Raw genomic sequence first — 26,585 nt, forward strand, 5'->3', positions numbered from 1 at the left:
GCCCGCAGGGCCCATTGAACACACCTGTGCTTTTCGTGACGGCCGACCGCAAAGCGCAGTCGGTCATGCTATCGGGTGGCCAGCAAGGCACTACCGAGACAGACCAGACGCATTCTGGAGGACACGCATGACGATCACCGCAGAACGCCTGGAAGGCGCTCGGATGATCCGGGAGAGCGCCGCGGGCATCGCGGACCGCGGGGATGTCGGCCGCGCCCGCAAGCTCCGCTTTTCCGAGACCGGCTTTGATCGACAGATTCTCAAAGAGATGTGCGATCTCGGCTGGCTGGGGCTGCGCCTGCCGGAATCAGACGGGGGCTCCGGTCTCGGAATGCTGGAAATGTGCGCGCTGGCAGAGGAGCTGGGTGCCGCAATCGTCCCGGAGCCGCTGATCCCGGCCGCCCTCGCGGTGCGCGTCCTGGCCGAGCCTGAGCGCACCGCGGCGCTGGAGGGGCGCCTCGTCGTCCTTCCAGCCTTCCAGGAACAGGCCGCCGATCCCGACACGGCCCCGGCAACCTCCGTGCAGCAGGGCCGGATCAGCGGCCGCAAGCTGTTCGTTCCTTCGCCCCGTGGCGCGGATGCGTTCGTGGTGACAAGCCGGGATGGATCTTTCCTCGTGCGTTCGGACGCTCCGGGCCTGGTGATCGAGGCTGTCACCATGCAGGACGGAAGCCATTCGGGAACGTTGGTGCTCAAAGACGTGCCCGTGGAGAAGCTCCCGGGGCGGCTCGAAGATGGGCTTGACGATGCCTGCCTCGCCACCGCGGCCTACCTGTTGGGTCTCGCCGACGCGGTGCTGGAGCGCACCGTCGCGTACCTGAAGGTACGCAAGCAGTTCGGCGCCGTTATCGGCACCTTCCAGGCCCTGCAGCACCGCTGCGTCGACCTGAAGCTCCAGGCCGTTCTCGCCCGCGTCAGCGTCGAGGATGCAGCGCGGATCGCGGATACGAACGTCGGCATCGACGAGCGCCGCGCAGCTGTCTCGCGCGCCAAGGCCCGCGCCTCGGACGCGGCCCTTCTGGTGGCGCGTCAAGCCGTGCAACTCCACGGAGGCATCGGCTTCACCGACGAATGCGACATCGGCCTCTACCTGCGGAAGGCGATGGTGCTCGCCCCCGCGTTCGGCGGCTCGGCCTTTCATCGCGCCCGCTTCGCCGCGCTGACGTTCGGCGACGGCGCCGAGGCCAGCCCCGCCCCCGCTCGGACTGCCTGAGGAAGCGCACATGACCACTTCGCTCTACCGGCTCGACGATTTCGATGCCCTCGACGACGAGGCGTTCCGCGCGCTCGCACGGGCCTTCCTGAAGGAGCACTATCCGCAAGATCTGCGGAACCCGCCCAAGCGGCTGCACTGGGACGAAATCCGGTGCTGGTACATGACCCTTTCGGCCCACGGATGGCTGGCGCCGGGCTGGCCGCGCACCCATGGCGGCATGGGGCTGTCTGCCGCCAAGCAGCTGATCTACATGGAGGAGTTCGAGCAGTTTGGAGCCGCCCGAATGCCGGACCACGGCATCATGCTGCTCGGGCCGCTCCTCATCCGCTACGGCAGCACGGCGCAGCAGCAGGAATTCCTGCCGAAAATCATCTCCGGCGAGCACATCTGGTGCCAGGGCTACAGCGAGCCCAACGCCGGGTCCGACCTCGCCAATGTGCAGACCCGGGCGGTGCTCGATGGCGAGCACTGGGTGGTCAACGGCCAGAAGATCTGGACCACGCTGGCCCAGGACGCTGACTGGATCTTCATGCTGGTTCGCACCGATCCTGCGGCCCGCAAGCAGGAGGGCATCAGCTTCCTGCTCGTTCCCATGAACAGCCCCGGCGTCACCGTGCGGCCGATCCTGAACCTCGAGATGCAGGACGAGTTCTGCGAGGTCTTTTTCGACGACGTGCGAGTGCCGCGCGAGAACCTCGTCGGCGAGATCAACAAAGGCTGGAGCATGGCCAAGGCGCTGCTCGGCTTCGAGCGTATCTTCCTCGGCTCGCCGCGGCAGTCGGCCAATGCGCTGGAGCGGCTCAAGGTGCTGGCGCACCATGTGGGATGCTGGACCGAGCCGGTGTTCCGCGACCGCTATGCCCGCCTCGCCCTCGATCTCGCCGACCACAAGGCCCTCTACGAGCATTTCGCAGACATCCTCAGGGCCGGCGGGCAGCTCGGGCCGGACATCTCGTTCCTGAAGCTGCACCAGGGCGAACTCTACCAGCGCATCACCGAGCTGATGCTGGAGATCGGCAGCGAGGCGGCCGCCGGGCTCGAACCGATCAACGGCAACCGGGACCTCAATCCCGCAGGCCAGTTCCTGGCGGCGCGTGCGTCCACGATCTACGGCGGCGCGAGCGAGGTCCAGCGCAACATTCTGGCGAAGAACGTCCTCGGCCTGCCGGGCTGAGCCGCGCGCCGCCTCCGGTTCCATTTTTAGCGCCCGGGCGCTCCATTGAGCCGGGCAGCACAGAGCAAACAGGATGACGACGATGACTGCTCACGATTCGGGCTTGCACGACAACATCCGGGAAGAAGTCCGAAAGCTGTGTGCGCGCTTCCCGGCAGACTACTGGCGCAAGCTCGACGAGGCCCGCGCTTACCCCACCGACTTTGTCCGCGCCCTGACGGAAGCGGGCTACCTCTCGGTTCTCATTCCCGAGGAATACGGCGGCACGGGCCTTGGCGTGTCGGCAGCGGCGGCGATCCTGGAAACCATCCAGGCCGAGGGCTGCAACGGCGCCGCCTGCCATGCCCAGCTCTACATCATGGGCACGATCCTGCGGCACGGCTCCGAAGCGCAGAAGCGTCGCTACCTGCCCAAGATCGCCACCGGGGAGCTGCGCCTGCAGGCCTTCGGCGTGACCGAGCCCACGAGCGGCACAGACACCAGCTCGCTGCGCACGTTCGCCCGCCGCGACGGCGATCGCTACATCGTCAACGGTCAGAAGATCTGGACCAGCCGGGCGGAGCATTCCGACCTCATGCTCCTGCTCGCCCGCACCACGCCGCGCGATCAGGTGACCAAGAAGACGGACGGCATCTCCGTGTTCATCGTGGACATGCGCACGGCGCTCGGCAACGGGCTCACCATCCGGCCCATCCGCACCATGATGAACCACAGCACCTGCGAGGTGTTCTTCGACAACATGGAAGTGCCCGCCGAAAATCTCGTCGGCGAGGAGGGCAAGGGCTTCCGCTACATCCTCTCGGGGATGAACGCCGAGCGCATCCTGATCGCCGCCGAGTGCGTCGGCGATGCCAAGTGGTTCACCGACACGTCCGTGAAGTATGCGCGCGAGCGGCAGGTCTTCGGCAAGCCCATCGGCGGCAACCAGGGCATTCAGTTCCCCATCGCCAAAGCCTATGCGGCCATGCGTGCGGCCGAGCTGATGGTGCATGACGCTGCGCGGCGCTACGAGGCCGGGCTCGACTGCGGCGCCGAGGCCAACATGGCGAAGATGCTGGCGGCCGATGCCTCCTGGGAGGCGGCGAACGTGTGCCTGCAGACCCACGGCGGCTTCGGCTTCGCCGAGGAATATGACGTGGAACGCAAGTTCCGCGAGACCCGCCTCTATCAGGTCGCCCCCATCTCCACGAACCTGATCCTCGCCTACGTCGCCGAGCATGTGCTCGGTCTACCCCGCAGCTACTGAAACGCGGCGGATTGCAAAGGATGACCCGCATGCGACGCGCAGCCATTGTCGCCCCCCTCCGCACGCCGGTGGGCCTGTTCGGCGGCTCCCTCAGGAATGTGTCGACAGAGAAGCTCGGCGCCCTGGTGATCAAGGCCGTGCTTGAGAAGTCAGGGGTCGACCCCGCCCGGATCGAGGACGCCGTCTTCGCCCAGTCCTATGCCAACAGCGAGACGCCCTGTGTCGGACGCTGGCTGGCACTGGAAGCCGGCCTGCCAATCGAGGTGCCCGGCATGCAGCTCGACCGGCGCTGCGGCGGCGGGCTCCAGGCCATCTCGACAGCCGCCATGATGGTTTCCACCGGCGCCTGCGACGTCGTGCTCGCTGGCGGCATCGAATGCATGAGCCATATCGAGCATTACACCACCGGCGCACGCTGGGGCACGCGCTCGGGCGGCCTGCAACTCCACGACCGGCTCGACCGGGGCCGTGAGCGGTCCCAGCCGGAATGGCGCTTCGGCCGCATCTCGGGCATGGTGGAAACGGCGGAGAACCTTGCCCGAGAATACGGGATCACCCGCGAGGTGGCGGACGCATTCGCCGTCGAAAGCCATCGGAAGGCGAGCGCCGCGTGGGATGCCGGCCTGTTCGCAGACGAGGTGGTGCCGGTGCCTGTGCCGCAGAAGAAGGGCGAGCCGCTGTTCTTTCGGCGAGACGAGGGCATCCGGCCGGACGCCAGCATCGAAAGTCTGGCAAAGCTCAGGCCCGTCATGAAGGACGGCACGGTCACCGCCGGCAACGCCAGCCAGCAGAACGATGCCGCCGCGGCCTGCCTGGTGGTGGCAGAGGACAAGCTGGCTGAGCTAGGCTTGGAGCCCCTCGGCTTCTTCGTCGGATGGGCGGCTGCCGGCTGCGAGCCGGCCACCATGGGCATCGGACCGGTGCCGGCGACGGCCCGCGTCCTCGCCAAGGCAGGGCTTTCCCTCGCCGACATGGACCTCGTGGAACTCAACGAAGCCTTCGCGGTGCAGGTGCTCTCGGTGCTGAAGGCGTGGCATTTCGAGGACATGGGCCGGCTGAATGTGAACGGGTCCGGCATTTCGCTTGGCCATCCGATCGGTGCCAGCGGGGTGCGCATCATGACGACGCTGCTGCACGAGATGAAGCGGCGCGGTGCCCGCTACGGTCTTGAGACCATGTGCGTCGGCGGTGGACAGGGCATGGCGGCCATCTTCGAGCGGGCTTGAGTTTCATGCCGGTCGAACTCGACGCCACCACGCCGGATCTCGCGCGCTTCGTGAGGGCAGGCGACACCATTTGCTGGGGGCAGGCTGCGGCGGAGCCCCTCACCCTCACCCGCGCCCTCATGGCGCAGCGCGCGGCGATCGGCGGCTTTACCGCCTTCATCGGTGTCAGCTGGAGCGACACCGTCGACGTGGCGTTCACGGATCACGTTCGGTTCGTGTCGTATTGCGGCACCGGTCTCAACCGGCACCTCGCCGCTGCGGACAGGCTTGATATCCTGCCCGTGCACTATTCCACGCTCGGGGACGTGCTGAGCCAAAGCGTGGACGTCCTCATGCTTCAGCTCACACCGCCGGATCAGGAGGGGCGGTACGGTTTCGCCCTCGCCTGTGAATACCTCGCCCCGCTGGTCAAGCGCGCCCGGATCGTCATTGCGGAAGTGAATGAGGACGCGCCTGCCATTCCCTGTGCTCAGACCCTCGGGCCTGACGACATCGATGCCGTGCTGCGCACGGCCCGCCCGCTGAACGAGCCACCGTCGATCTCCACCGGCGAGACCGAGGCGCGGATCGCCGCGCACGTGGCTGCCCTCGTGGAGGATCGCGCGGTGCTTCAGGTCGGCCTCGGTGCCCTGCCGGATCGGATCGCACGGCAATTGTCCGGTCATCGCGACCTCGGCATCCATACCGGGCTTATCAACGACGGGCTCGGCTATCTGATCGAGCGGGGCGCCGTCACCAATGCCTTCAAAACACGCGATGCCGGCATTTCCGTCACCGGCCTGGTGGCGGGAACGCAGCGACTGACACGGCTCCTGCACCGCAATCCATCGGTCCGGCTCGCGCCGACATCCTATACCCATGATCCCACGGTGCTCGCGGGAATGGACCGCTTCACTGCCATCAATTCGGCCGTGGAGGTGGACCTCACGGGTCAGGTCAACGCCGAAGTGGCGGCCGGACGCTACGTCGGCGCCGTGGGCGGCGCCGCCGATTTTCTGCGCGGTGCCGCGCGATCCCTGCGCGGACTGCCGATCATCGCCCTGCCCGCGACCGCCCGTGGACCGAATGGCCCAGTCAGCCGCATCGTCGCCCGGCTGGACGGACCGGTCAGCACCGCGCGGTCCGATGCAGGCGTGTTCGTGACGGAATACGGCGCCGCGGACCTGCGCGGCCTGTCGCTCGCACAGCGGGTCAGCCGCATGGTGGAGATCGCCGCGCCGCAGTTCCGCGAAGAGCTGGAGCGCGACGCCTTCGCCAGCTTGAGGGCTCACCGATAGGACGCCGGCCCCAGGGGGCGCGAGCACACATATGAGGGATCGCGCCTGGGGCCATGGACAGGGCGGCGCGCCCCATGACAATGCCCCACCGGTTTGAATGCGCTGCTGGACCGTCTCGGCAGATTCACACTTGGCTGGAGCTTCACATGATCAGGTTTGATGGAAGGGTCGCGCTCGTGACGGGCGCAGGCGCCGGGCTTGGGCGCGCGCACGCCCTTCTGCTCGCCTCGCGGGGCGCGAAGGTGGTCGTCAACGACTTCGGCGGGAACGTCGACGGCGCAGGCGGATCGGAGCGCGCCGCGGACCGCGTGGTGGAGGAAATCCGTTCAGCCGGCGGGCAGGCCGCGGCCAATTACGCGAGCGTCAGCGATCGCGCGGGGGCCGAATCCATCGTGCAGACCGCGCTCGACCATTTCGGCCGCATCGATATCGTGGTCAACAATGCCGGGATCATCCGCGACAGGTCTTTTGCCAAGATGACGCTCGATGATTTCGAGCTGGTCCTCAATGTTCACCTGCTCGGTACCGTGTATGTGACCAAGGCGGCCTGGCCGCATCTTCTGGCGCAAGGCTATGGCCGGGTGATCCTGACCACGTCCGGCTCCGGTCTCGTCGGCAATTTCGGCCAGACCAACTACAGTGCGGCGAAGGCCGGCATGATCGGCTTCATGAACAATCTGAAGATCGAAGGCGCGAAGGCGAACGTGAAGGTAAATGCCATCTCTCCCGTCGCCGAGACCCGCATGACCCAGGGCCTGAATGCGCCGACCCTGCAGGATATCCTGCGGCCCGAACAGGTATCTCCCGCGGTGGCGTGGCTTGCGAGCGAGGCCTGCGACGTCACGGGTGAGATCATCGCAGCCGGAGGCGGATATTTTTCCCGCGTGAAGCTCGTGAAGGCGACCGGCGCCGTGATCGACGGCTCGCGCGAGCGGAACGTCACCATCGAGGACTTCGCCGAGAACAAGACGCGCATCTTCGACCTGACCGACGCCCAGCCCTACGAGCGCACCCTCGACGACCACGTGCTGGCGCGCATGGGCGTCAAGTGACGCCCTCGGCTCCGCATTGCGGTCGATGATGCCGGGTCGGGCCTGCCCGGCCCGGCTCCACCAACGTGCCCCGTCCTGAGCGCCGCTTCACTCCTGGAACACGGTCTCCCGCCGGCTGCGAAGCGAGGGCAGAACGAGGGTCGCCAGCAGCAGCACGGCCACGATCAGCAAGGAGAGGCTGATGGGCCGGGACAGAAAGATCATCGGATCCCCGCGCGAGAGCAACATGGCGCGGCGTAGATTCTCCTCCATCATGGGGCCAAGCACGAAGCCGAGCGCGAGCGGTGCCGGCTCGCAGCCGACGCGGATGAGCGCATAGCCCACCAAGCCGATAAAGGCCGTCATCCCCACGTCGAACGTGCTGTTGTGCACGCTGTAGACGCCGATCGCGCAGAATACGACGATGGCCGGATAGAGCAGACGGTAGGGCACGCTCAGCAGCTTGATCCAGATGCCGATCAAGGGAAGATTGATGACGACCAGCATCAGGTTTCCGACCCACATGGAAGCGATCATGCCCCAAAACAACTGTGGGCGTTCAGTCATCACCTGCGGTCCGGGAGCGATACCCTGCATCGTCATGGCGCCGATCAGCATGGCCATGATGACGTTGGACGGAATGCCGAGGGTCAGCATGGGAATGAAGGAGGTCTGAGCCCCCGCGTTGTTGGCGGATTCAGGACCGGCGACGCCTTCCACCGCGCCCCGGCCGAATTCCTGCGGGTGCTTCGAGAGCTTCTTTTCCAGTGTATAGGCCGCGAACGACGAGAGGAGCGCTCCGCCGCCGGGCAGGATGCCAAGAACTGACCCGAGCGCCGTGCCGCGCAACGTGGCAGGCCAGGCGCGCGCGAAATCCGAACGGCTGGGCCACAGGCGGCTCACCGTGCTCGCAAGCACGGTTCGCTCGTCCTCGTGCCGTGAGAGATTCATGATGATCTCGCTGAGGCCGAAGATGCCCATCGCCAGCGGCACGAAGTCGATGCCGTCCGATAGATCCGGGATGCCGAATGCGAAGCGCTGCACGCCGGTGTTCACGTCCGTGCCGATCAGGCCGAGGAGCAGGCCGAGGGCCACCATGGCAAACGCCTTGATGAGCGAGCCGTGCGCCAGCACCATGGCCCCGACGAGGCCGAGCACCATGAGGGAAAAGTAGTCAGCGGGCTGAAACGCGAGGCCCACCTGGGACAGTCCGGGTGCGAACAAGGCGATGAGAACCGTCGCAACAGTGCCGGCGAAGAACGATCCGAGCGCCGCGATCGCAAGCGCCGAGCCCGCCCTGCCCTGTCGCGCCATCTGGTAGCCGTCGATGCAGGTCACGGCCGACGAGCTCTCGCCGGGCAGGTTGACGAGGATGGCGGTGGTCGAACCTCCGTATTGTGCGCCGTAATAGATGCCCGCGAGCATGATCAGGGCGCCCTCGGGGGGCGCATAGAAGGTCAGCGGCAACAGCATCGCCATGGTGGCGACCGGCCCGAGGCCGGGCAGCACGCCGATCAGCGTGCCCACCAGGCAGCCCGCCAGCGCAAACATCAGGTTCGAGGGAGCGAGGGCGACGGAGAAGCCCATTGCGAGGTTGGAGAAGATCTCGGTCATGGCGCGGGGCTCAGAGGGAGGGCCAAAGTGGGATGTTGAGCTTCAGCCCATAGACGAACACGAGGGCAGAGATGGCCGCCACAGCCACGGCCAGGCCGAGCGTCTCCCCCATGCGACGGCCGGCAATACCGGCGCTCGCAACCGCAACGACCGCGAAGGTGGTGAACACCAGCCCGACCCGGTCCAGCAGAAGGGCGAAGACAGCCACGGCACCGAGCACGAAGACGAGCGGGCGCAGAGGCAACGCGCGCAGTCTCGGTCCCTCGGTGAGCAGGCTGCGAGCGCTCAGGCAGATGCCGGCAATCCCAACGAAGGCCGCAAGCACGCGCGGGGCGTAGCCGGGCCCCATGCGCAGGGCTGTCCCGACGGCGAGGTCGCTTCCCGCAACCAGGAAGAATGCTGCCATGGCGATCAGGAGCGCGCCGCACCAGAAGTCCTCGGCGCCGAGGAATTTGAGATTCATGCTTCTCCCTTCCGGGCTTCGTATTCGCCGCGATCCGGCGGGCTCTGGAGCGGGGAAGACTTCGTGCCGGGTGCCTCAGGGTCAAGCGCTTGCCGCACCGGAACGGGAAAAGACACAACCGTGCTCAATAGGTGGCGCAGGCCTGCTTGACACGTCCGCCAAGCGCTATTCAGATATGTAAATGGCGTTCATAAACGGCGGAACAGCCGTGGTGCCAAGGGAGGGTTGTCATGCTCATTCAAGTGTCCGCGACCGGGGCAGATCAAGCACACGTCGTGAAATCAGCCGTCAGGACCCTGGAAATTCTTGAATACTTCGACGAGATCCGCTGCCCTGCAAATGTCGTTACCGTTTCCGAGGCCCTCGGCTATCCCCAGTCCAGCACCGCGGCTCTTCTGCGCAGCATGGCGACGATGGGCTACCTTCAGTATGACGCGCGGGCGCGAACCTATCTGCCGACCGACCGTGTCTCGCTGCTGGGCAGCTGGATCTCTCCTTCGCTGTTCGAAGACGGAGCGCTTCTTCGGATGATGCGGGCCATCCAGAAACGGACTGGCCAGCTCGTCCTGATCGGCGCGCGGAATGGCGATTTCGCCCAGTACGTTCATGTGCTCAAGCAGCCAGAGGCGGTGGCCCACCATATCCAAACAGGCATGAAACGACCGCTGGCGACATCCGGCGTCGGCCACGCGCTGCTCTCTGCGCTGCCGGATCAGGACGTGCGTCGCCTCGTCCATCGCCTGAATGCCTACGCCACCGAGGCGCAGGAAAAAGTCGACATCGCCGAGCTCCTGCCCCAGCTCACGCGCGTCCGGCGGCGGGGATATGCCTTCTCGAAGCACCGCGTCGTGGAAAATTACGGCATGATCGCCATCAAGCTGCCGTCCGAACTGGCCTCGCGGCTGCTGGTCATCGGCATCGGCGGTTGCGTGGACACGCTCCAGGCCCGCGAGAGCGAGCTGGTGACGGTCGCGCGGGAGGAGATGGCAAACTATCTCGCCAACAAGGGGGCAGATAGTGAAGGGGAATTCCGGCTTCGCCTCGTGTCGGACCAGCCGGCGGTGACCCCGCCCCAGATGCAGGAAGCGGCGGGCTGAGGCATCTGCGGCCTGGAGAGAACGCGAACCGACCAGACCGCGCCCCCTCGGGGGGCGGTCTTTCGGCAGGAGCTGGCGGCCGGGGTGGATTGCACCTGCTGGCCGCGGCGTCCCGCGCTCGCTTGGCCGCGCGGGTTTCGATCCGTTACGGCCCCATCAGCGTCCCTTGAATTCCGGGGGACGCTTCTCGACGAACGCCTTCAGCCCTTCTCCGGCGTCCTCGCTGGCGCGCAGACGCGCGCGAATGGCGTCGAACTCCGCCGCCGCGGCCGCCGCCCCGGCATCGAGCGCGCGCCGCGCATTGGCCATGGTCGCGCGCACGGACAGAGGCGCCGCGGACGTCGCGATGACGTCGGCGATCTGCCGGGCACGGGCGAACTCCTCGCCAGCGGCAACCACGTCTTGAACCAGCCCCAGCCGCAGCGCCGTCGAAGCGTCCCATTCGTCTCCGGTGAGCAGATAACGCATGGCGTTGCCCCAGCCCGCGCGCTCCACCATCCGGATGGTCGCCCCGCCTGCCGCCATGATGCCCCTTTGAACCTCGTGCTGGCGGAACCGGCAGTCGTCCGCAGCAACGACGATGTCGGCAGACAGCATCAGCTCGACGCCGACCGTGTAGCAGATGCCCTTGACCGCCACGACAAGGGGCTTGCTGCGCAACGGCGGTCGCAGGTTCCAGATGTCGAGCTTGTCACGGGGATAGACCTCCTCCCCCCGGTTCCAGGCCGCCGAGACCTGGGCGAGGTCGAGCCCGGCCGTGAAGTGGCGCCCCTCCGCATGAAGCAGGGTGACGCGGGCCTCGTCATCGTGCTCCGCCTCGGTCAGCGCTGCCGCAAGCTCGCCGATCATCTTCGGCGTGAAGCCGTTGAGCTTCGCCGGGCGGTCGATGCGAACGAGCCGCACCGCCCCGTCGCGGTCGAGATGGACCGCGCCATCGGGATGAGACGTCGGGTGCTGCATGGTTCAGAACCCCTTGAAGACGACCTTGCCCACCGTCTCGCGCGCGGCCAGGCGCCGTGCACCTTCGGCAAAATCCCGGAAGGGCAGGACCACGTCCACGGCGGCTCGCATGCGCCCGAGCGCCATCAGATCGAAGGCTTCGCGGATGCCGTTCGCCAGGTCGGGATCGCGCGTGCGGAACAGGCGATCGAGGGACGAGCCATGGACTTCGATGTCCTTGAGCAACAGATAGTTCGCCGGAATCCGGGGAATGTGTCCGGAGGCGAAACCGACGATGACGAACCGCCCCCCCGGCTTCAGGCAGCGCAACAGCCCATCGACATCCGGGCCTCCGACCATGTCCACCACAACATCGACGTCGTCGATGCCTTCCGCCTTCAGCGCATCGCGAAGCGCCCCCTTGCCGGATGGCAGAAGGTCCGAGCGCACCACCACCTTTGCCCCCAGCCGCGAAGCAACCTCGGCCTTGGCGGCGGAGGAGACGAGGGCCACGGCGACCGCACCGAGTTCAACGGCGTACTGAATGGCTGCGGTCCCCACCCCGCCCGCGGCGCCGGTGATGAGCACCCGTTGGCCGGGAGCCACGCGCCCCCTGAGTTTGAGCGCACCGACCACGGTGGCAAGCACGATGCCGCTCGCAGCGCCCACCACATCATCCACCGCGTCCGGCAAGGGCTGGCATGCATAATCCGGCGCGACCGCATATTCGGCAAAGGCGCCGAACGCCGGCTGCGCCGCCACGCGCTGGCCCACCACCAACCCAGTCACCCCGCCCCCCAGAGCGACGACCTCGCCCGCGAGGTCGCGGCCGGGAACGAAGGGGACGGGCGGCTTCACCTGGTACTTCCCCTCCAGCATGAGCAGATCGAGGAAATTGAGCGCGCTCGCTCCGGCGCGGATGAGCACCTCGCCGGTGCCGGGCGTCGGAACGGGCACTTGCGCGATCCGCACCGAGGCCGGCCCCTGATAGTCGGTCGCGACGAGCGCCTGCATGGAAGTCGGGATCACCGCGTCACTCCTCGTCATCCTGGAACCGCGGTGGCCGCTTCTCGCGGAAGCTGGCGGTCCCCTCGCGGAAGTCGGCACCTGCGTTGGAGACCACCATGTCCCGGTCCGCCATCAGGACCGCCTCGTGCAGCGTCTGGAACGGAACCTCGTGGACCTGTTCCTTGATGACCCGCATCGAACGCGGCGAACACCATTGCGCCATTTCGCGCGCATAGGCATAGGTCTCGTCAGCCAGCGTCGCGGCCGGGAACACCTTGTTCACGAGGCCAAGCTCCTTCGCCTCAGGCGCAAGCACCTTGCGGGCGGAGAGCAGCAGGTCCAGCGCATTGGCCTGGCCGACGACCCGCGCAAGAATCCAGGCCATGCCATATTCCGCCGAGAGCCCGCGTCGCGCGAACGCGGTGGTGAAGACGGCGGTGTCCGATGCAAAGCGCAGGTCGCAGGCGAGCGCATAGATGAGGCCGAGACCGGCCGTCGCGCCGTTGATCATGCCGATCACAGGCTTGCGCAGGCGCGGGAAATAGATGTGGCGCATCTGGTAGTCGACGCGCCGGTTCAGATCGAGCGGGCGTGGCAGCTTGGTCAGAAGGGCCTTCGGATCCGTCGCACCAAATCCACTGATGTCGCCGCCGGCGCAGAAGGCTCGTCCGGCACCGGTGAGAACGATGACGCGCGCGGCGCGGTCTCGATCCGCAAGCGACATCGCCTCGTGAAGCTCGGCCACGATCTCGTCATTGAGCGCGTTCATCTGCTCTGGACGATGGAGCGTGACGGTGGCGACCCGGTCATCCACCACGTAGCGAATGGTCTTGAAGTCCATGCGTCGGGCCCCGGCTCTGCGTTCCTGAGTATCACTTAGCCGAACACAGCCCCGCGCCGCACGGGCCGGGCGTGATGCGCATGTATGTGCGCAACGTAGTCTTCCACCGATTGCCATCGGCAGCGGGGATGGCCGACGTCCCTCAGCCGGAAACAAGCCCCGCAAAGAGGCGTGCATAGTCCTCCCTGGTGGGCCGGATGGGATTGGTCAGGCTCGAAACGTCGGCATCGGCATAGGCCACCAGCTCGGGGATGGCGGCTTCGACGACGCCCATCTCGTGGAGCGTCCGCGGCAGGCCGAGGCGCGCATTCAGCGCCTCGATGGCCTCGGGCAGCGCGGCCGCATCCGGCAGCTCCATGGCACGCGCGAGCGCGGCCATCTTCGGCGCGCAATGGGGGGCATTGAAGCGCAGCACGGTCGGCAGGATGACCGCATTCAACGTTCCGTGGTGCAGCTTCAGGCCCTCGATCCGAGCCGCCGCGTGGCTCATGGAATGGACTGCGCCAAGCCCCTTGGTGAAGGCCAGGGCGCCTTCCAGCGCGGCCATCATCATCTCGGTCCGCGCCGTGATGTCCGAACCGTCGGAGACGGCACGCTCCAGCGCCCCTCGTGCCACCGCCCGGGAGAGGCCATCGAGGCCGATGGCGTCGGCAATGGGATTGTAGAGCGGCGACAGATAGGCCTCGATGCAGTGGGTCACCGCATCCATCCCGGTGGCGGCGGTCAGCAGCCTCGGCAGGCCCAGGGTGAGCGCAGGATCGCAGATGGCGACGTCGGGGATGAGATAGGGGCTGGCGATGGTGGATTTGCGCCCATCGTCCGTGATGATCACCGTTCCAACGCTCACCTCGGTGCCGGTGCCCGCGGTGGTGGGGACGGCGATCAGCGGTCCCACCGGCCCGATCTTGCCGAGCCCTTTCTTCGCGGTTTCATACTGGGCGAGGGGTTCAGGATGCCCGACGAGCAGGTTCACCGCCTTGCCGAGATCGATGGGCGAGCCGCCGCCGATGGCGACGATGCCGTCGCAACCCTCCGCCCGATAGAGCGCGAGGGCGGCGCGCACCGCGCTTTCGGTCGGATTGGCCGGGGTTTCATCGAAGAGGATCCAGGGAATTTCGGCAGGCCAGTGGGCTTTCACCGCATCGGCGATGCCGGCCGCGACGATCCCCTTGTCGGTGCACACCAGGGGTCGGCGGATTCCGAGGCGCCCGAGTTCGCCGCCGATCCGCTTGACGGCCCCTTGCTCAAACCAAACACGATTGACGAACTGAAGAAGCGGCATGGGAAGCCTTGTCCGCAAGAAGGGGCGACATGCCCGGAATCTGTCAGCCGATGGCGCCGCGGGCGGCCCATTCAGCGATAGCATCGGCAACCCGCCAGCCGGCCAAAGCTTCAGCCGGCGGCGTATCGGCCGCCGCCTTCGGCGCGGTGGGATCGGCGGGCGGGGTGCGACTGAAGCGGGGCGCAGGAGCCGGCTGGGTCACGCCATCGATCTCGACGAAGGCGCGGCGCGCCTGCATGTGCGGATGCGCCGGCGCCTCCGCCATGGTGAGGACCGGCGCGAAGCACACGTCCGTCCCCTCGAGGATCGCGCACCACTCCGCTCTTGTCCGTTCAAGGAACCGGTCAGCGAACAGGCGACGCATCCGCGGCCACTGCGCCCGGTCGTCCTGCGGCGGAACGCTCGCGGGATCGAAGCCGAGCCGCTCCAGGAGCTGCGCGAAGAAGCGCTCCTCGATGGGGGCGATCGAGATGTAGTGCCCATCCGCACAGACATAGGAATCGTAATAGGGCGCGCCGGAATCGGAGAAGTTCGTGCCCCGCTCCAGGGACATGAGGCCGGCCGCATGCATCCCGAAGAAGTTCGTCATCAGATGAGCCGCGCAATCGGAGATGGCGGCGTCCACCACCTGCCCCGCGCCGGAGCGCTGCGCCTCTAGGATCGCCGCGAGCATGCCGCAGGCGAGGTAGAGCGCGCCGCCGCCCAGGTCGCCGGCGAGGGTCAGCGGCGGTGTCGGTGGAGCATCCTTACGGCCGATCGCGGCGAGCACGCCGGTCAGGGCGATATAGTTGAGATCATGGGCCGCCGCCTGCGCCAGCGGCCCGGTCTGGCCCCAGCCGGTCATGCGGCCATAGACTAGCCTGGGGTTCCGCGCGAGGCACGCGTCCGGCCCCAGCCCGAGGCGTTCGGTGACGCCCGGCCGGAAACCCTCGATCAGGGCGTCGGCCTCCTCGACCAGCGAGAGCACGAAGTCGATGCCGGCCTTCTCCTTCAGATCCACCGCGATCTGCGGCCGCCCCCTCAAGAGAAGATTGTACTTCAGCGGCCTCTGGATGCCGAGCTTCACCGGCGCCCGGCGCTCCACGCGAAGCACGGTCGCCCCGAGTTCAGCCAGCAACATGGCGCACATGGGGCCGGGACCGATCCCGGCAAGCTCGACGATCTTGATGCCCTTGAGGGGTCCCATTGCATTCTCCCGATGACGTGTCCGCGCCGACCTGCTCAGGGGCGCACCACGCGGAAGCAGGGCACGGGCGTGCCCTCCCCGGCGGTTGGAACGAATACGAGCCCGACCTTCTGGCCGACCGCGAGCGCGTCGAAGTCGCATTCGACAATGTTGGTGAGCATCACCGGCCCTTCCTCCAGCCGCACATAGGCGATGGCATAGGGCGGGTCGGATCGGCGCATGACGCTGTAGCTGTAGATTTCGCCTCGCCCCGATGCCTCCACCCATTCGGTCTCCTTGAGGGAGAAGGGGCAAAGCGCCCGTGGGTACCAGTGGAAGCGGCCCGTCTCGGTGCAGCGGCGGACAAGGAACCGTCCCTCCCGCGCGGCGGCATAGAAAGGCGCGCTTTCGGCGTCGATGACCGGGCTCGGGATGGCGCGCTCGACCATGGGGTCAATGCCTTTCGAGGATGAGGGTCGCGGAGGCATGGCGCGCGCCGAGAAGCCCGCCGATGCCGGACGCGATGACCAGATCGGCATTCTTCACCTGCACCGCGGGATGCGCTTCTCCGCGCGCCTGGCGCACCGCCTCGATCACCTTGGTGATGCCGCCCCGGTTGGCCGGATGGTTGCTGCATAGCCCGCCGCCGTCGGTGTTGAAGGGCAACCGGCCGATCCCCGAGATGAGGTTTCCATCGGCGACGAAGCGCCCACCCTCCCCCTTGGCGCAGAAGCCGAGATCCTCGATCTGCATGAGGGCGGTGATGGTAAAGCTGTCGTAGATGGAGGCGTATTTGATGTCGGCCGGCGTGACGCCCGCCTCTGCGAAGGCGCCGGCTCCAGACGCGCGCGCCGCCGACCAGGTGAGATCCACCTCGCCGCCGAACGTGCCTTTCAGGCTCTCGCCGCAGCCTCGCACGGCGACCAGCGGACGCTTCAGCGCGCGCGCCACTTCCGGCCGGGCAACAACCAGCGCTCCGCCGCCGTCGCTGACCACGCAGCAATCCAGCCGGTGGAGCGGATCGGCCACCAGGGGCGAGTTCACTACATCCTCGACGCTGACGACGTCACGCAGCATGGCATTCGGATTGTGCTGCGCGTGGTGGGAAGCCGCGACCTTGATCCAGGCGAGCTGCTCCGGCGTGGTGCCGAACTCATACATGTGACGCATGGCGACCATGGCGTACATGTTGATGGTCTGGATTCCGAAGTGGTTTTCCCAGGTGGAATCGGGATTGCGCTCGTCCGCCGTCCGCACGGGCATGGTGGTCAGGCCCTCGCTCCGCGGACGACCCGCAAGGGTGATGAGCGCGACATTGCACTTGCCGGCGGCGATGGCCTGCGCGGCGTGGGCCACATGGGCGATGTAGGAGCAGCCGCCGACGTCCGTGCTGTCGTAGTGCCGCACACGCAGACCAAGATAGTCCGCCATGGTCAGCGGCCCCATGCCGGGCGCGTCGCCCGAGCAGAAGTAGCCGTCCACATCGGCGGGCGTGAGCCCGGCATCGGCGAGAGCACCCGCGGCCACTTCCGCATGAAGCAGGGCGATCGTCTTGTCGGGTGCCTTGCGGGTCGGATGCTCGAACGCTCCGACGATGAACGGGCCTTCCTGCATGAGCGGCTCCGGTGAGATGCCCGGACGATATTTGCTGAGGCGCAGACGGGACAGTGCGTCGGGCGAGAACGGCGCGACCTCCACATACGTGTTGAAGCGGTGTTTCGCGGCGCCAAGGCCTTGGCTCGCACGGCGGGCGCAGCCACTTTCGCACAGCGGTGGCCGCATGACGCGCCGGGGGGCCGGCCGACAGGTGCGGGTGTTCACGCAGGATCGAGCTTGGGTGGGCGTGCCGGAAAGGGCGCGCTTGTCTCCCCATGCGAATGCGACAGGGAGTGGTTTACGATGCGAGGTCTCGAGGGTCGCCGCGTAATTTTGACGGGCGGAGCAAGCGGCATCGGCCGCGCAACGGTGTTGCGTCTGGTCGACGAGGGGTGTGTCGTCGGTATCCTCGACCGCGACCTCGATGGCGCGCAGGAAACGACGCGCCTTGCCGAGGGTCCCGGCAAGGCCATCGCCTATGCCTGTGACATCGCCGATCGCGCCGCCGTCGCCGCGGCGGTCGACGCATTCGAGGCGGAGGCGGGGCCGGTCGAGCTGCTCGCCAATGTCGCCGGCTGGGACAAACCCATTCCCTTCCTCGACACCGACCAGGCCTTCTGGGACAAGGTCATCGCCATCAATCTCTACGGCCCCCTCAACCTTCACCACGTCGTCGTTCCCCGCATGGCGCAGCGCGGCTTCGGCCGCGTCGTCTCCATCGCGTCCGACGCGGGGCGCGTGGGCTCCTCCGGCGAGGCGGTCTATTCCGCGTGCAAGGGCGGCATCGCCTCCTTCACCAAGACCATGGCCCGCGAAATGGCGCGCAAGAACGTGACGCTGAACGTGGTCTGTCCCGGCCCCACCGACACGCCGCTGTTCGACGAGTTCGCCAAGAGCTCGCCCACCGGCGGCAAGATCGCGGAAGGTCTCGCGCGGGCCATCCCTCTCGGGCGGCTGGGCAGGCCCGATGACTATCCGGGCATGATCGCGTTCCTGCTGTCCGACGACGCCGCCTTCATCACCGGCCAGACCATCAGCGTCTCGGGCGGCCTGACCATGCACGGCTGAGGAAGACCGTAATGAGCATGCAAAAGATGATGGCCGGAAAGGTCGCCGTCGTCACCGGCGGCGGACGCGGCATCGGCCGGGCAATTGCCCTCGGCATGGCTGCCGAAGGCGCTGCCGTGGTCGTCGTCGACATCGGCGCAAGCCTCGCGGGCAGTGGACAGGATGCAGGCCCGGCACAGGAAGTCGTCGCAGAAATCGAGGCCATGGGCGGCGAGGCGCTCGCGAGCACGCTGTCCATCGTCGAACCGGCAAATGGCGAGCGTATCGTCGCCGCCGCGGTGGAGCGCTTCGGCCGCCTCGACGTCGTGGTGAACAACGCCGGAATCCTGCGCGACACCATGTTCCACAAGATGAGCTACGTGGACTGGAACGATGTCATCCAGGTGCACCTCATGGGCAGCTTCCTGCTCAGCCGCGCAGCGGCTTCCCAGTTCCGCGAGCAGAACGGCGGCGCCTATGTGCACATGACGTCCACCTCCGGACTCATCGGCAATTTCGGCCAGGCGAACTACATGGCCGCCAAGATGGGCATGGTCGGCCTGTCGCGGGCCATCGCCCTGGACATGCAGCGCTATAACGTGCGCTCCAACTGCATCGCGCCGTTCGCGTGGAGCCGCATGACCAGTTCGCTACCGACCGAAACCGAGGAACAGCGCCAACGGGTCGAACGCTTCCAGCAGATGACGCCCGAAAAGATCGCCCCGCTGGCGGTCTGGTTGGCCTCGGACAAGGCGGCGGACGTTTCCGGCCAGATCTTCGGGGTCCGCAACAACGAACTCTATCTGTTCAGTCAGCCGCGCCCGGTTCGCTCCGTGCAGATGTCGGACGGATGGACGCCGGAGTTGGTCGATTCCGTCGCGAAGGGCGCCTTCGCCGCTGGGCTGACGCCGCTCGAGCGATCCAGCGACGTCTTCACCTGGGATCCGATCTGATGGCCATCGACTACGAAAAACTCATGGCGCTGGCCATCCCCGACGTGCGGCAGACCTACACGGCGCGCGACACCATGCTTTATGCTCTGGGCGTCGGTCTCGGTCACGACCCGACGGACCGCGAGCAGCTGCGTTTCGTCTACGAGAAGGCCCTCTGCGCCCTGCCGACCATGGCCGTGGTTCTGGCGAGCCCCGGTTCCTGGATCCGCAACCTCGACACCGGCATCGACTACGTGAAGGTGGTTCATGGCGAGCAGGGCCTCGTGCTCCACCGGCCACTTCCGGTGGAGGGCACGCTGGTCACCCGTACGCGGGTTGTCGATGTGATCGACAAGGGCGCCGGCAAGGGCGCGGTGGTGGTGTCGGAGCGGGAGTTGACCGACGCGGTGACGGGCGAGCGCATCGCCAGCATCACCCAGAGCACCTTCTGCCGCGGCGACGGAGGCTTTGGCGGCCCGGCCCGGCCGACGCCGGCGCCCCACAAGGTGCCCGAGCGCGCGCCGGACGTGGTCTGCGAACTGAAGACCAATCCCAACGCAGCACTCGTGTACCGGCTGAGCGGCGACTACAATCCGCTTCACAGCGATCCCGACGTGGCGGCCAAGGCAGGCTTCCCGCAGCCCATCCTCCACGGGCTCGCCACCTACGGCGTGACGGGGCACGCGATCCTCAAGAGCGTCTGCGGCTACGATCCGGCCCGACTGCGCGCGATCTCTGCACGCTTCACGGCACCGGTCTTCCCTGGCGAGACCTTCGCCGTGAGCATCTGGCAGGACGGCCCCGTTGTCAGCTTCGAGACACGCTCCGTGGAGCGCGGCGTCGTCGCCATCGGCAACGGCCGCGCGGAGATCGCCTGATCCGGGCGCCCCTATCGAGCGCTTGAACCTAGCGAATGCAGAAAGGCCGCGGATCCGATCCGCGGCCTTTTTTCTTTTCTGACATCCGCACGTTCGCCGGCTTGCGCGCCGCGCTTTCTCTCTTCCCGAAGATCCCCCTGCGGCCCCTTACTCGTCGAGGATCGGAGACGCGCTCGGCGGCAGCTGGATTTCGTCGCGCCGCCGCAGGGCGAAATAGAGCTGGGCGCCCAGCAGCAGCACCGCCGTGAGCAGGAAGGCAAGGCTGATGGGCCGGGTCACGAAGATGGAGAGGTCGCCGCGCGCCAGGAGCAGCGCCCGCCGCAGGTTCTCCTCGAACCTCTGGCCCAGCACGAAACCCAGCAGTATGGGGGCCGGGTGGAAGCCGTGGCGCAGCAGCACATGGCCGAATACGCCGATGGCCAACGTTGTACCCACCGAGAACATGTCGCTGCGGACGCTGTAGACGCCGATGCACACGAAGAAGAGGGCACTCGGATAAAGGTAGCGATAGGGGATCGAGAGCAGCTTCACCCACAGCCCGATCATCGGCATGTTCATCACCATCAACAGGATGTTGCCGATCCAGAAGCTGGCGATGAGGCCCCAGAAGATGTCCGGATGCTCGGTGATGAGTTGCGGTCCCGGCGTGATGCCCTGGATCACCAGCGCCCCGAGCAGGAGCGCCATCACCGCATCACCGGGAATGCCGAGGCTCATGGTGGGAATGAAGTCGCCCTGCACGGCAGCGTGTGTCGCAGCTTCCGGGGCGGCCACGCCCTGGATCGCTCCGTGACCGAACTCTTGCGGCCGGCGGGACACGCGCTTCTCAAGGCCATAGGCCATGAAGGACGCGATGGTGGGGCCGGTGCCGGGGATCATGGAACACAGGCTGCCCACGAGGGTCCCGCGCAGAGCGGGCACGATTGCCGTGCGAAGTTCCGATCGGCTGGGCCACAGGTCGGCGATCCGGATGCGCGTCGCCGAGGTCGAAACCGGGGCCACCGCGTTCACGCTCTTGAGAAATTCGGCCACGCCGAACAGCCCGAGTGCGAGCGCGACAATCTCAAGTCCGTCGTCCAGTTCGGGAAACCCGAAGGTGAAGCGCTGGAGACCGGTGTTGATGTCGGTTCCCATCGTTCCCAGGAGCAGGCCAAGGCATGTCATGGACATGCCCTTCAGCTTTGATCCGCGGGCCAGGGTCGAGCCCGCGAGCAGCCCCAGGAGCATCAGGGAAGAGATTTCCGCCGGTCCGAAGTTCAGGGCGATGCGCACCAGATAGGGCGCGAAGAACACCATCAGAACGATGCCGAAGGAGGCGCCGAGGAAGGAGGCCAGCATGGTCACGCCGAGGGCCGTGCCGCCCTTGCCCTTAAGCGTGAGCGGGTAGCCGTCGAGGCAGGTGACTGCGTGCGGTGGATGGCAGGGCAGGTTGAGCAGGATGGAGCAGATCGCTCCGCCGTACTGCGCGCCATAATAGATGCCCGCCAGCATGAGGATCGCGGCAACGGGGGGCATCGCGAAGGTCAGCGGCAGCAGCATGGAGATGGCTGTCATGACGCCCAGGCCGGGCAGCACGCCGACCACATTGCCGATGAACACGCCGGCGAGGCAGGCGGCGAAATTCTGGAGCTGGAACGCGACTCCGAAACCGTGGATCAGGCCGTCGATGGCTTCCATGGCAAGATCCTTCAGGAACCGAAATAGGGAAGGCCGACACGCAGGCCCCAGATGAACAACAGGGCTCCGGCCACGCTGATGACGGCGGCGAGCACAGCAGAGTTCAGCACCGTCATTTTCCGGTCGCCCATCGCGGCCGTGAACACGCAGGCGAATGTGCCGGGGACGAGGCCGAGGACCGGCGTCAGGACAATGAAGAGGATCATGCTGGCGACAATGGCCACATAGCCGCGCCAATCCACGGGCGCGTCCTGGGCCGCGTGTCCACGACCGGCCTCATGGTCCTGCGCCAGCGTGGCGGTGAACGCGATGGCAAGGCCCAGAACGACAAGCACGATGCCGAGCACGGTGGGAAAGAAGCCGGGGCCGATCCGGCTCAATGTCCCGATGCCGTATCGTGCTCCCGTCACCGCGGCGAAGGCCCCGATGCCCGCCATCAGGAGACCGGCGCGACGATCCCTCCAGATCTCCGAGGACCGCGGCTGATCCAGCCCTCCTCCCCCACCCGGCATGTTATTTTTATTTTGCATTTAACCTCACCTAACGTAATATATATTGTCCATTACTTTGAGTAACAATATACGGGCCGCGTACCTGGTAAATCCGGCTGGATACTCGGCGGGCCAAACCGACATGAATGTGTTGATCCGCCCGGCGCGCGGCGCGCGTGACCGGAGGAGGCCTCCGCGCAAAAAGATCGGGCGACGCTTTCGCGTCGCCCGCAAGTGAGGGAGCAAGGGGTCTCCCCCGGGAGGAACGGTCAGGCCGGCAGGCCGAGATTGAGAAAGGTTCCGCGCCCGCTCGCCACCAGCCTGCCGGAATGGTCTTCAACCCGCGCCTCGGAGCAGGAGAGGGTCTTGCCAAGCCGAACGAGCGCGCCCCGCGCGCGGAGCACCCCCACGGCGGCAGTGGCGTGATAATCCACACGCAGATCCACGGTCGTCTGAAGGCAACCCGTCGCGGTGATAACCGCGTAGATGGCTGCCGCATCGAGCAGGCTCGCCAGGACACCGCCGTGCACGATCTGACGCTCCGGCGTGGAAACGAACTCCTGCCGCGCCTCGAGTTCGAACACCACGCCGTCGGGCGACGCGGATACGGCGCGCAGCCCGAGCCAGGCGTTGAACGGCGTGCGATCGAGCCGCCCCTGGATTCTGGCGAGGTCGTGAAAAGCGCCTGTCACGGGGGCGTTCATTCGGCACTCGTGCATTGGTGGCGAAGGCATTGCAGTTGCGACGGAATCGAAGCCGGGGCGCGACACGCCCTTCTCTCCAAAGCGATCATGGGAAACTCCGAACGGCTTGGCCGAGCGATCGCCCGCACCCCGTCAGCGACGAATCCTCGGCGGTCCGTCCCGTTTCTGTCCACCCGCCAGCCGGCAAAACCCCATATGTGTGCTCTCGATGGAGGACAACTGGACCGCGGGCGAGTCTCGCAGGACCATGGTAGCACTCGGTCGACAGAACAAATTCGGGGAAATGCTTCGATGGATCTGGTCGAAACGCTCGAAGGCGGTGTCGCGACACTGCGCCTGAACCGTCCCGAGGCCGCAAACGCCCTCTCCCTCGCCATGTTCGACGGCCTCATCGAGGCGATCCCTCGCCTTGGACGTGATCCGAACGTGCGAGCCATCGTCATCACCGGAACCGGGCGGGCCTTCTGTGCCGGCGGCGACGTGAAGGCCATGCAGGGGCGCACCGGCACCCTGGAGGAGCGCTACGATGAACTCCAGCGCAAGCACGGCTCCATCCTCGCCCTCAGCCAGTGCCCGAAGGTGACGATCGCCGCCATCAACGGGGCGGCGGCAGGCGCGGGACTGGTGCTCGCCCTCGCGTGCGATCTGAGGATCGCCACGCAGAGCGCGCGTTTTGTGACGAGCTTCGCCAACGTGGGCTTCGCCGGGGACTTCGGCGGCTCGTTCTTCCTGTCGCGGCTGGTCGGCCCTCTCAAGGCGCAGGAGCTTTATCTCCTGTCCGAGAAGATCGATGCGCAGGAGGCGCTACGGATCGGGCTGCTCACGCGGGTTGTTCCGGACGAGGCGTTCTCGGACGAGATCGCGCGCCTTGCCACCCGAATGGCCTCCGGCCCCACGGCCGCCTATCGCTACATGAAGCGCAATTTCGAGATCGCCCGGGCCGGCACGCTCCCGGAGGTCCTCGCCGCGGAGGCGCAGCACCAGATCCGCCTCACCCAGACCGCCGACCATGCGGAGGCGGTGGCGGCCTTCCGCGAGAAACGCGCGCCCGTGTTCACCGGCGCATGATGTGCTCCCCGGCAGGAAGCCGCGCGACATGAGCTGGGAACCCGAGATCGACGAGCTGGAGCACCGCCGCGTCCTTGCCGAGCAGATGGGCGGCACGGAGCGGGTGGAGCGCCAACACCGGGCCGGCCGTCTCACGGTGCGCGAGCGCATCGAGAGCCTGCTCGACCGGGGCAGCTTCCGCGAGATCGGATCCCTCGCCGGCAAGGCGCAGTACGACGCCGAGGGCCAGCTCTCCGGCTTCACCCCGGCCAATTGCGTCTTCGGCCGCGGCAAGGTGATGCGACGCCCGGTCGTCGTCTCCGGCGACGATTTCACGGTGGCAGGCGGTTCGGCGGATGCCGCCATCTGGGACAAGTTCAAGATGGCGGAAACCATGGCGCGCGAATATCGCATGCCATTGATCCGCCTTGTGGAAGGCTCCGGCGGTGGCGGCTCGGTTCGCTCCATCGAGAAGACCGGGTTTGCCAACCTTCCGGGCGGCCTTGGCGGGCAGTCGGGCGGCCTGCATCTGTGCTGCGCCACCCTCGCCGCGGTGCCCGTCGTCGGGCTGGCCCTCGGTCCGGTGGCCGGCCTCGGCGCCGCGCGGGTGAGCGTCAGCCATTTGTCGATCATGGTGCGCGAAAAGGCGCAGGTGTTCGTCGCCGGACCGCCGGTGGTCGAGAAGCTGGGCGAGAAGCGGACCAAGGAGGAACTCGGAGGCCACGCGATCCAGCTCGCGGCCGGCACCATCGACATGGCGGCTGACGACGAGGAGGAGGCCTTCGCGCTCACGCGCCGCTTCCTCTCCTACCTGCCCGATTCCGTCTGGGAGCTGCCGCCGCGGGGGCCATGCCGCGACAGCCCCAATCGCGCATGCGATGAGCTGGCTGCGATCGTCCCGCGCGACCCGCGCCACGCCTACCTCATGCGTCGTGTGATCGATCGCGTAGTGGACCGTGGCAGCTTCTTCGAGATGGGTCCGGCGTTCGGACGCTCCGTGATCACGGGGCTCGCGCGCCTCGACGGGTGGCCGGTCGCGCTCATGGCGGGGGACCCCCTGCATTCCGGCGGCGCCTGGACCGCCGCGAGCGCCCAGAAAATCATGCGTTTCGTCGATCTCGCCGAGACATTCCACCTGCCGGTGGTGCATCTCGTGGACTGCCCGGGCTTCGTGGTGGGGCTCGAAGCGGAGAAGGCCGGCACCATGCGCCACGCCGTGCGCGCGCTCGCCGCCATCCACCAGTCCACCGTCCCGTGGTGTTCGGTGCTGATCCGCAACGTCTATGGTGTCGGCGGCGGCGCGCACCAGCCGCAGACCCATCACGTCATGCGCTTCGCCTGGCCATCCGGGCGCTGGGGCTCCTTGCCCATGGAAGGGGGCATTGAGGCGGCCTATCGGGCCGAACTGGCGGAGGCGGAGGACCCGGACGCGCGGCGCGCGGAAATCACCGCCCGGCTGGAGCGCCTTCGGTCTCCCTTCCGCACGGCAGAGGCGTTCGGCGTGGACGAGATCATCGATCCCCGCGACACCCGCCGGCTGCTGTGCGAGTTCGCCGGCATCGCCGCCCCGCTTCGCAAGGCCGGAGAGACACGCTTTTCCATCCGGCCGTGAGAGGCAGCACGTCCCTTCGCCCGCCGGATGTCAGGCTTCGGCGGGCGGCGCCAGGGCAAGCATGAGGTTCACGAGCAACGCGCCGCGCTGCGCCGCCCGTCGCTCGACAGGCACGTCCGACAGGCGGGCCTCGACCAATTCCGAGATTCGGGCACGGGTGGGCGCATCGAGCACCGGCGTGCCGAGATCGTCCCAGCGGCGCTGGATCCCCGCCGCGTAGCTTTCGAGAAAGCGGGTCATCCCGCCCTTGCCGCCGGACAGGTGATAGCTCTCGAACGGTCCGGAGATGGCCCATTTACGACCGGGCCCTTCGACGACCGCGCGGTCGATGTCCTCCACCGAGGCGACCCCTTCCAGAAGGAGATTGACCGCCTCCCGCCACAGCGCCGTCGCCAGACGGTTCCCGATATGGCCGAAGATCTCCCGGCTGAGCCGCACGGGCATCTTTCCCCAACAGGTGTAGGTGGCCATCGCCGCATCCACCGCGACCGGATCGGTTCGCCCGCCGCCCACCACCTCGACGAGACGCATGAGGTGGGTGGGCGTGAAGGGATGGCCGAGAACGCAGCGCTCCGGATGCCGGCATCCCGCCTGCATATCCGTCATGGACAAGGACGACGTGCTGCTGGCGATGAGCACATCGGGCGCCACGCATCCGTCGATGCGGGCGTAGAGCTCTGCCTTGAGCGCTGCATTCTCGGCGGCATTCTCCTGCACGAAGTCGCAGCCCGCGAGCGCCTCCTCCAGCGAAGTGAAGACCTCAAGGCGCGCGCGGTCGGCGCCGGGTGCAAGGCCCAGGCGCTCAAGGTCCGGCCACAGGGCGTCGATCTCCGCGCGCAGTTCGTCCCCTGCCTCCGACCGACGGAGCCAGGCGCGGACGCAGAGCCCGCGCCCGAGCAGGAACGCGGCCCAGCCCGCGCCCACGTATCCGCCGGCCACGAGGCCCACGGTCTTGATTGCCGCGCCGGCGCGGTATGTGCCCATGGTTCTCGTCTCCGTTGACTGCCGGGGCGGCGTGCGGG

The 26,585-nt window shown here is 67.1% G+C and carries 25 protein-coding genes; 12 read left to right on the forward strand and 13 right to left on the reverse strand.

The window, feature by feature from the left end:
- Window positions 1–127: 127 nt before the first annotated feature.
- From V5F74_RS24290 to V5F74_RS24315, 6 genes are all read left to right on the forward strand, one after another.
- Window positions 128–1,213 (forward strand): acyl-CoA dehydrogenase family protein, encoded by a 1,086-nt coding sequence (locus V5F74_RS24290; protein ID WP_394010264.1) that lies wholly within the window; start codon window positions 128–130, stop codon window positions 1,211–1,213.
- Window positions 1,214–1,223: 10 nt separating this feature from the next.
- The gene (locus V5F74_RS24295; protein ID WP_394010265.1) at window positions 1,224–2,390 is read left to right on the forward strand and encodes an acyl-CoA dehydrogenase family protein; all 1,167 of its coding nucleotides are present in this window, start codon (window positions 1,224–1,226) and stop codon (window positions 2,388–2,390) included.
- Between the two features lie 82 nt (window positions 2,391–2,472).
- The gene (locus V5F74_RS24300) at window positions 2,473–3,636 is read left to right on the forward strand and encodes an acyl-CoA dehydrogenase family protein (RefSeq protein ID WP_394010266.1); all 1,164 of its coding nucleotides are present in this window, start codon (window positions 2,473–2,475) and stop codon (window positions 3,634–3,636) included.
- 29 nt (window positions 3,637–3,665) lie between these two features.
- Complete coding sequence (locus V5F74_RS24305; protein WP_394010267.1) at window positions 3,666–4,862, forward strand: acetyl-CoA C-acetyltransferase; 1,197 nt, start codon at window positions 3,666–3,668, stop codon at window positions 4,860–4,862.
- Between the two features lie 5 nt (window positions 4,863–4,867).
- Entirely contained in the window at window positions 4,868–6,139 is a 1,272-nt protein-coding gene (locus V5F74_RS24310; protein WP_394010268.1) for an acetyl-CoA hydrolase/transferase family protein, read from the forward strand.
- Window positions 6,140–6,192: 53 nt separating this feature from the next.
- On the forward strand, window positions 6,193–7,191 hold the full coding sequence (locus V5F74_RS24315) for an SDR family oxidoreductase (RefSeq protein ID WP_394010269.1): 999 nt from the start codon (window positions 6,193–6,195) through the stop codon (window positions 7,189–7,191).
- An 87-nt stretch (window positions 7,192–7,278) separates the two neighbouring features.
- Here V5F74_RS24315 and V5F74_RS24320 read toward each other — a convergent pair whose 3' ends face one another.
- Both V5F74_RS24320 and V5F74_RS24325 read right to left on the reverse strand, forming a co-directional pair.
- The gene (locus V5F74_RS24320) at window positions 7,279–8,784 is read right to left on the reverse strand and encodes a tripartite tricarboxylate transporter permease (RefSeq protein ID WP_250167008.1); all 1,506 of its coding nucleotides are present in this window, start codon (window positions 8,782–8,784) and stop codon (window positions 7,279–7,281) included.
- 10 nt (window positions 8,785–8,794) lie between these two features.
- Window positions 8,795–9,247, reverse strand: a complete 453-nt coding sequence (locus tag V5F74_RS24325; protein WP_394010270.1) for a tripartite tricarboxylate transporter TctB family protein — start codon at window positions 9,245–9,247, stop codon at window positions 8,795–8,797.
- Between the two features lie 230 nt (window positions 9,248–9,477).
- Between V5F74_RS24325 and V5F74_RS24330 the strand changes: the two genes are divergently transcribed.
- Window positions 9,478–10,344 (forward strand): IclR family transcriptional regulator, encoded by an 867-nt coding sequence (locus tag V5F74_RS24330; RefSeq protein WP_250167006.1) that lies wholly within the window; start codon window positions 9,478–9,480, stop codon window positions 10,342–10,344.
- A 156-nt stretch (window positions 10,345–10,500) separates the two neighbouring features.
- On the opposite strand, the gene V5F74_RS24335 is transcribed toward V5F74_RS24330, so the two are convergent.
- The 7 genes from V5F74_RS24335 to V5F74_RS24365 all read right to left on the reverse strand — a co-directional run bounded on the left by V5F74_RS24335 (window position 10,501) and on the right by V5F74_RS24365 (window position 17,193).
- Window positions 10,501–11,304, reverse strand: coding sequence for a crotonase/enoyl-CoA hydratase family protein (locus V5F74_RS24335; RefSeq protein WP_394010271.1), 804 nt, complete (start codon window positions 11,302–11,304; stop codon window positions 10,501–10,503).
- Window positions 11,305–11,307: 3 nt separating this feature from the next.
- Window positions 11,308–12,312 (reverse strand): zinc-binding dehydrogenase, encoded by a 1,005-nt coding sequence (locus V5F74_RS24340; protein ID WP_394010272.1) that lies wholly within the window; start codon window positions 12,310–12,312, stop codon window positions 11,308–11,310.
- A 4-nt stretch (window positions 12,313–12,316) separates the two neighbouring features.
- Window positions 12,317–13,132, reverse strand: coding sequence for an enoyl-CoA hydratase (locus tag V5F74_RS24345; protein WP_394010273.1), 816 nt, complete (start codon window positions 13,130–13,132; stop codon window positions 12,317–12,319).
- Between the two features lie 142 nt (window positions 13,133–13,274).
- On the reverse strand, window positions 13,275–14,414 hold the full coding sequence (locus tag V5F74_RS24350) for an iron-containing alcohol dehydrogenase (protein WP_394010274.1): 1,140 nt from the start codon (window positions 14,412–14,414) through the stop codon (window positions 13,275–13,277).
- 43 nt (window positions 14,415–14,457) lie between these two features.
- Window positions 14,458–15,600, reverse strand: a complete 1,143-nt coding sequence (locus V5F74_RS24355; protein ID WP_394010275.1) for a CaiB/BaiF CoA transferase family protein — start codon at window positions 15,598–15,600, stop codon at window positions 14,458–14,460.
- Window positions 15,601–15,635: 35 nt separating this feature from the next.
- Window positions 15,636–16,028 carry a Zn-ribbon domain-containing OB-fold protein gene (locus V5F74_RS24360; protein ID WP_394010276.1) on the reverse strand — a complete coding sequence of 131 codons (393 nt, stop codon included), beginning with the start codon at window positions 16,026–16,028 and terminating at the stop codon, window positions 15,636–15,638.
- A 4-nt stretch (window positions 16,029–16,032) separates the two neighbouring features.
- Window positions 16,033–17,193, reverse strand: a complete 1,161-nt coding sequence (locus V5F74_RS24365; RefSeq protein ID WP_394010277.1) for a thiolase domain-containing protein — start codon at window positions 17,191–17,193, stop codon at window positions 16,033–16,035.
- A gap of 285 nt (window positions 17,194–17,478) precedes the next feature.
- Here V5F74_RS24365 and V5F74_RS24370 point away from each other — a divergent pair, with 285 nt between their 5' ends.
- From V5F74_RS24370 to V5F74_RS24380, 3 genes are read left to right on the forward strand one after another with little or no spacing between them, the layout of a single operon-like run.
- Window positions 17,479–18,243, forward strand: a complete 765-nt coding sequence (locus V5F74_RS24370; protein WP_394010278.1) for an SDR family oxidoreductase — start codon at window positions 17,479–17,481, stop codon at window positions 18,241–18,243.
- Window positions 18,244–18,260: 17 nt separating this feature from the next.
- On the forward strand, window positions 18,261–19,175 hold the full coding sequence (locus V5F74_RS24375) for an SDR family NAD(P)-dependent oxidoreductase (protein WP_394010293.1): 915 nt from the start codon (window positions 18,261–18,263) through the stop codon (window positions 19,173–19,175).
- A complete protein-coding gene (locus V5F74_RS24380) occupies window positions 19,175–20,032 on the forward strand; it encodes a MaoC/PaaZ C-terminal domain-containing protein (RefSeq protein ID WP_394010279.1) in 858 nt (285 codons plus the stop codon). The genes V5F74_RS24375 and V5F74_RS24380 overlap by 1 nt, the downstream gene beginning before the upstream one ends.
- 147 nt (window positions 20,033–20,179) lie before the next feature.
- Here the strand turns inward: V5F74_RS24380 and V5F74_RS24385 are convergent, their stop codons facing one another.
- From V5F74_RS24385 to V5F74_RS24395, 3 genes are all read right to left on the reverse strand, one after another.
- Window positions 20,180–21,709 (reverse strand): tripartite tricarboxylate transporter permease, encoded by a 1,530-nt coding sequence (locus V5F74_RS24385; RefSeq protein WP_250166996.1) that lies wholly within the window; start codon window positions 21,707–21,709, stop codon window positions 20,180–20,182.
- Between the two features lie 11 nt (window positions 21,710–21,720).
- The gene (locus V5F74_RS24390) at window positions 21,721–22,146 is read right to left on the reverse strand and encodes a tripartite tricarboxylate transporter TctB family protein (protein ID WP_394010280.1); all 426 of its coding nucleotides are present in this window, start codon (window positions 22,144–22,146) and stop codon (window positions 21,721–21,723) included.
- A gap of 323 nt (window positions 22,147–22,469) precedes the next feature.
- Window positions 22,470–22,904 (reverse strand): PaaI family thioesterase, encoded by a 435-nt coding sequence (locus V5F74_RS24395; RefSeq protein WP_374250580.1) that lies wholly within the window; start codon window positions 22,902–22,904, stop codon window positions 22,470–22,472.
- Between the two features lie 291 nt (window positions 22,905–23,195).
- Between V5F74_RS24395 and V5F74_RS24400 the strand changes: the two genes are divergently transcribed.
- Both V5F74_RS24400 and V5F74_RS24405 read left to right on the forward strand, forming a co-directional pair.
- Window positions 23,196–23,972 (forward strand): enoyl-CoA hydratase-related protein, encoded by a 777-nt coding sequence (locus V5F74_RS24400; protein ID WP_250166993.1) that lies wholly within the window; start codon window positions 23,196–23,198, stop codon window positions 23,970–23,972.
- Between the two features lie 28 nt (window positions 23,973–24,000).
- Entirely contained in the window at window positions 24,001–25,563 is a 1,563-nt protein-coding gene (locus tag V5F74_RS24405) for an acyl-CoA carboxylase subunit beta (RefSeq protein WP_394010281.1), read from the forward strand.
- A 30-nt stretch (window positions 25,564–25,593) separates the two neighbouring features.
- Here V5F74_RS24405 and V5F74_RS24410 read toward each other — a convergent pair whose 3' ends face one another.
- On the reverse strand, window positions 25,594–26,547 hold the full coding sequence (locus tag V5F74_RS24410) for a 3-hydroxyacyl-CoA dehydrogenase NAD-binding domain-containing protein (protein WP_394010282.1): 954 nt from the start codon (window positions 26,545–26,547) through the stop codon (window positions 25,594–25,596).
- Window positions 26,548–26,585: the final 38 nt, after the last annotated feature.

This window comes from Xanthobacter aminoxidans (genome assembly GCF_043193615.1).
Lineage (GTDB): Bacteria > Pseudomonadota > Alphaproteobacteria > Rhizobiales > Xanthobacteraceae > Xanthobacter > Xanthobacter aminoxidans.

What these genes read in the sequence shown, in the direction of transcription:
- V5F74_RS24370 (WP_394010278.1), top strand. Translation starts at nt 17,479, where the DNA reads ATGCGAGGTCTCGAGGGTCGCCGCGTAATTTTGACGGGCGGAGCAAGC.
- V5F74_RS24310 (WP_394010268.1), top strand. Translation starts at nt 4,868, where the DNA reads ATGCCGGTCGAACTCGACGCCACCACGCCGGATCTCGCGCGCTTCGTG.
- V5F74_RS24305 (WP_394010267.1), top strand. Translation starts at nt 3,666, where the DNA reads ATGCGACGCGCAGCCATTGTCGCCCCCCTCCGCACGCCGGTGGGCCTG.
- V5F74_RS24315 (WP_394010269.1), top strand. Translation starts at nt 6,193, where the DNA reads ATGGACAGGGCGGCGCGCCCCATGACAATGCCCCACCGGTTTGAATGC.
- V5F74_RS24385 (WP_250166996.1), bottom strand. Translation starts at nt 21,709, where the DNA reads ATGGAAGCCATCGACGGCCTGATCCACGGTTTCGGAGTCGCGTTCCAG.
- V5F74_RS24295 (WP_394010265.1), top strand. Translation starts at nt 1,224, where the DNA reads ATGACCACTTCGCTCTACCGGCTCGACGATTTCGATGCCCTCGACGAC.
- V5F74_RS24400 (WP_250166993.1), top strand. Translation starts at nt 23,196, where the DNA reads ATGGATCTGGTCGAAACGCTCGAAGGCGGTGTCGCGACACTGCGCCTG.
- V5F74_RS24390 (WP_394010280.1), bottom strand. Translation starts at nt 22,146, where the DNA reads ATGGCGGGCATCGGGGCCTTCGCCGCGGTGACGGGAGCACGATACGGC.
- V5F74_RS24325 (WP_394010270.1), bottom strand. Translation starts at nt 9,247, where the DNA reads ATGAATCTCAAATTCCTCGGCGCCGAGGACTTCTGGTGCGGCGCGCTC.
- V5F74_RS24335 (WP_394010271.1), bottom strand. Translation starts at nt 11,304, where the DNA reads ATGCAGCACCCGACGTCTCATCCCGATGGCGCGGTCCATCTCGACCGC.
- V5F74_RS24375 (WP_394010293.1), top strand. Translation starts at nt 18,261, where the DNA reads ATGCAAAAGATGATGGCCGGAAAGGTCGCCGTCGTCACCGGCGGCGGA.
- V5F74_RS24300 (WP_394010266.1), top strand. Translation starts at nt 2,473, where the DNA reads ATGACTGCTCACGATTCGGGCTTGCACGACAACATCCGGGAAGAAGTC.
- V5F74_RS24410 (WP_394010282.1), bottom strand. Translation starts at nt 26,547, where the DNA reads ATGGGCACATACCGCGCCGGCGCGGCAATCAAGACCGTGGGCCTCGTG.
- V5F74_RS24355 (WP_394010275.1), bottom strand. Translation starts at nt 15,600, where the DNA reads ATGGGACCCCTCAAGGGCATCAAGATCGTCGAGCTTGCCGGGATCGGT.
- V5F74_RS24365 (WP_394010277.1), bottom strand. Translation starts at nt 17,193, where the DNA reads ATGCAGGAAGGCCCGTTCATCGTCGGAGCGTTCGAGCATCCGACCCGC.
- V5F74_RS24380 (WP_394010279.1), top strand. Translation starts at nt 19,175, where the DNA reads ATGGCCATCGACTACGAAAAACTCATGGCGCTGGCCATCCCCGACGTG.
- V5F74_RS24405 (WP_394010281.1), top strand. Translation starts at nt 24,001, where the DNA reads ATGAGCTGGGAACCCGAGATCGACGAGCTGGAGCACCGCCGCGTCCTT.
- V5F74_RS24350 (WP_394010274.1), bottom strand. Translation starts at nt 14,414, where the DNA reads ATGCCGCTTCTTCAGTTCGTCAATCGTGTTTGGTTTGAGCAAGGGGCC.
- V5F74_RS24330 (WP_250167006.1), top strand. Translation starts at nt 9,478, where the DNA reads ATGCTCATTCAAGTGTCCGCGACCGGGGCAGATCAAGCACACGTCGTG.
- V5F74_RS24290 (WP_394010264.1), top strand. Translation starts at nt 128, where the DNA reads ATGACGATCACCGCAGAACGCCTGGAAGGCGCTCGGATGATCCGGGAG.
- V5F74_RS24395 (WP_374250580.1), bottom strand. Translation starts at nt 22,904, where the DNA reads ATGAACGCCCCCGTGACAGGCGCTTTTCACGACCTCGCCAGAATCCAG.
- V5F74_RS24360 (WP_394010276.1), bottom strand. Translation starts at nt 16,028, where the DNA reads ATGGTCGAGCGCGCCATCCCGAGCCCGGTCATCGACGCCGAAAGCGCG.
- V5F74_RS24345 (WP_394010273.1), bottom strand. Translation starts at nt 13,132, where the DNA reads ATGGACTTCAAGACCATTCGCTACGTGGTGGATGACCGGGTCGCCACC.
- V5F74_RS24320 (WP_250167008.1), bottom strand. Translation starts at nt 8,784, where the DNA reads ATGACCGAGATCTTCTCCAACCTCGCAATGGGCTTCTCCGTCGCCCTC.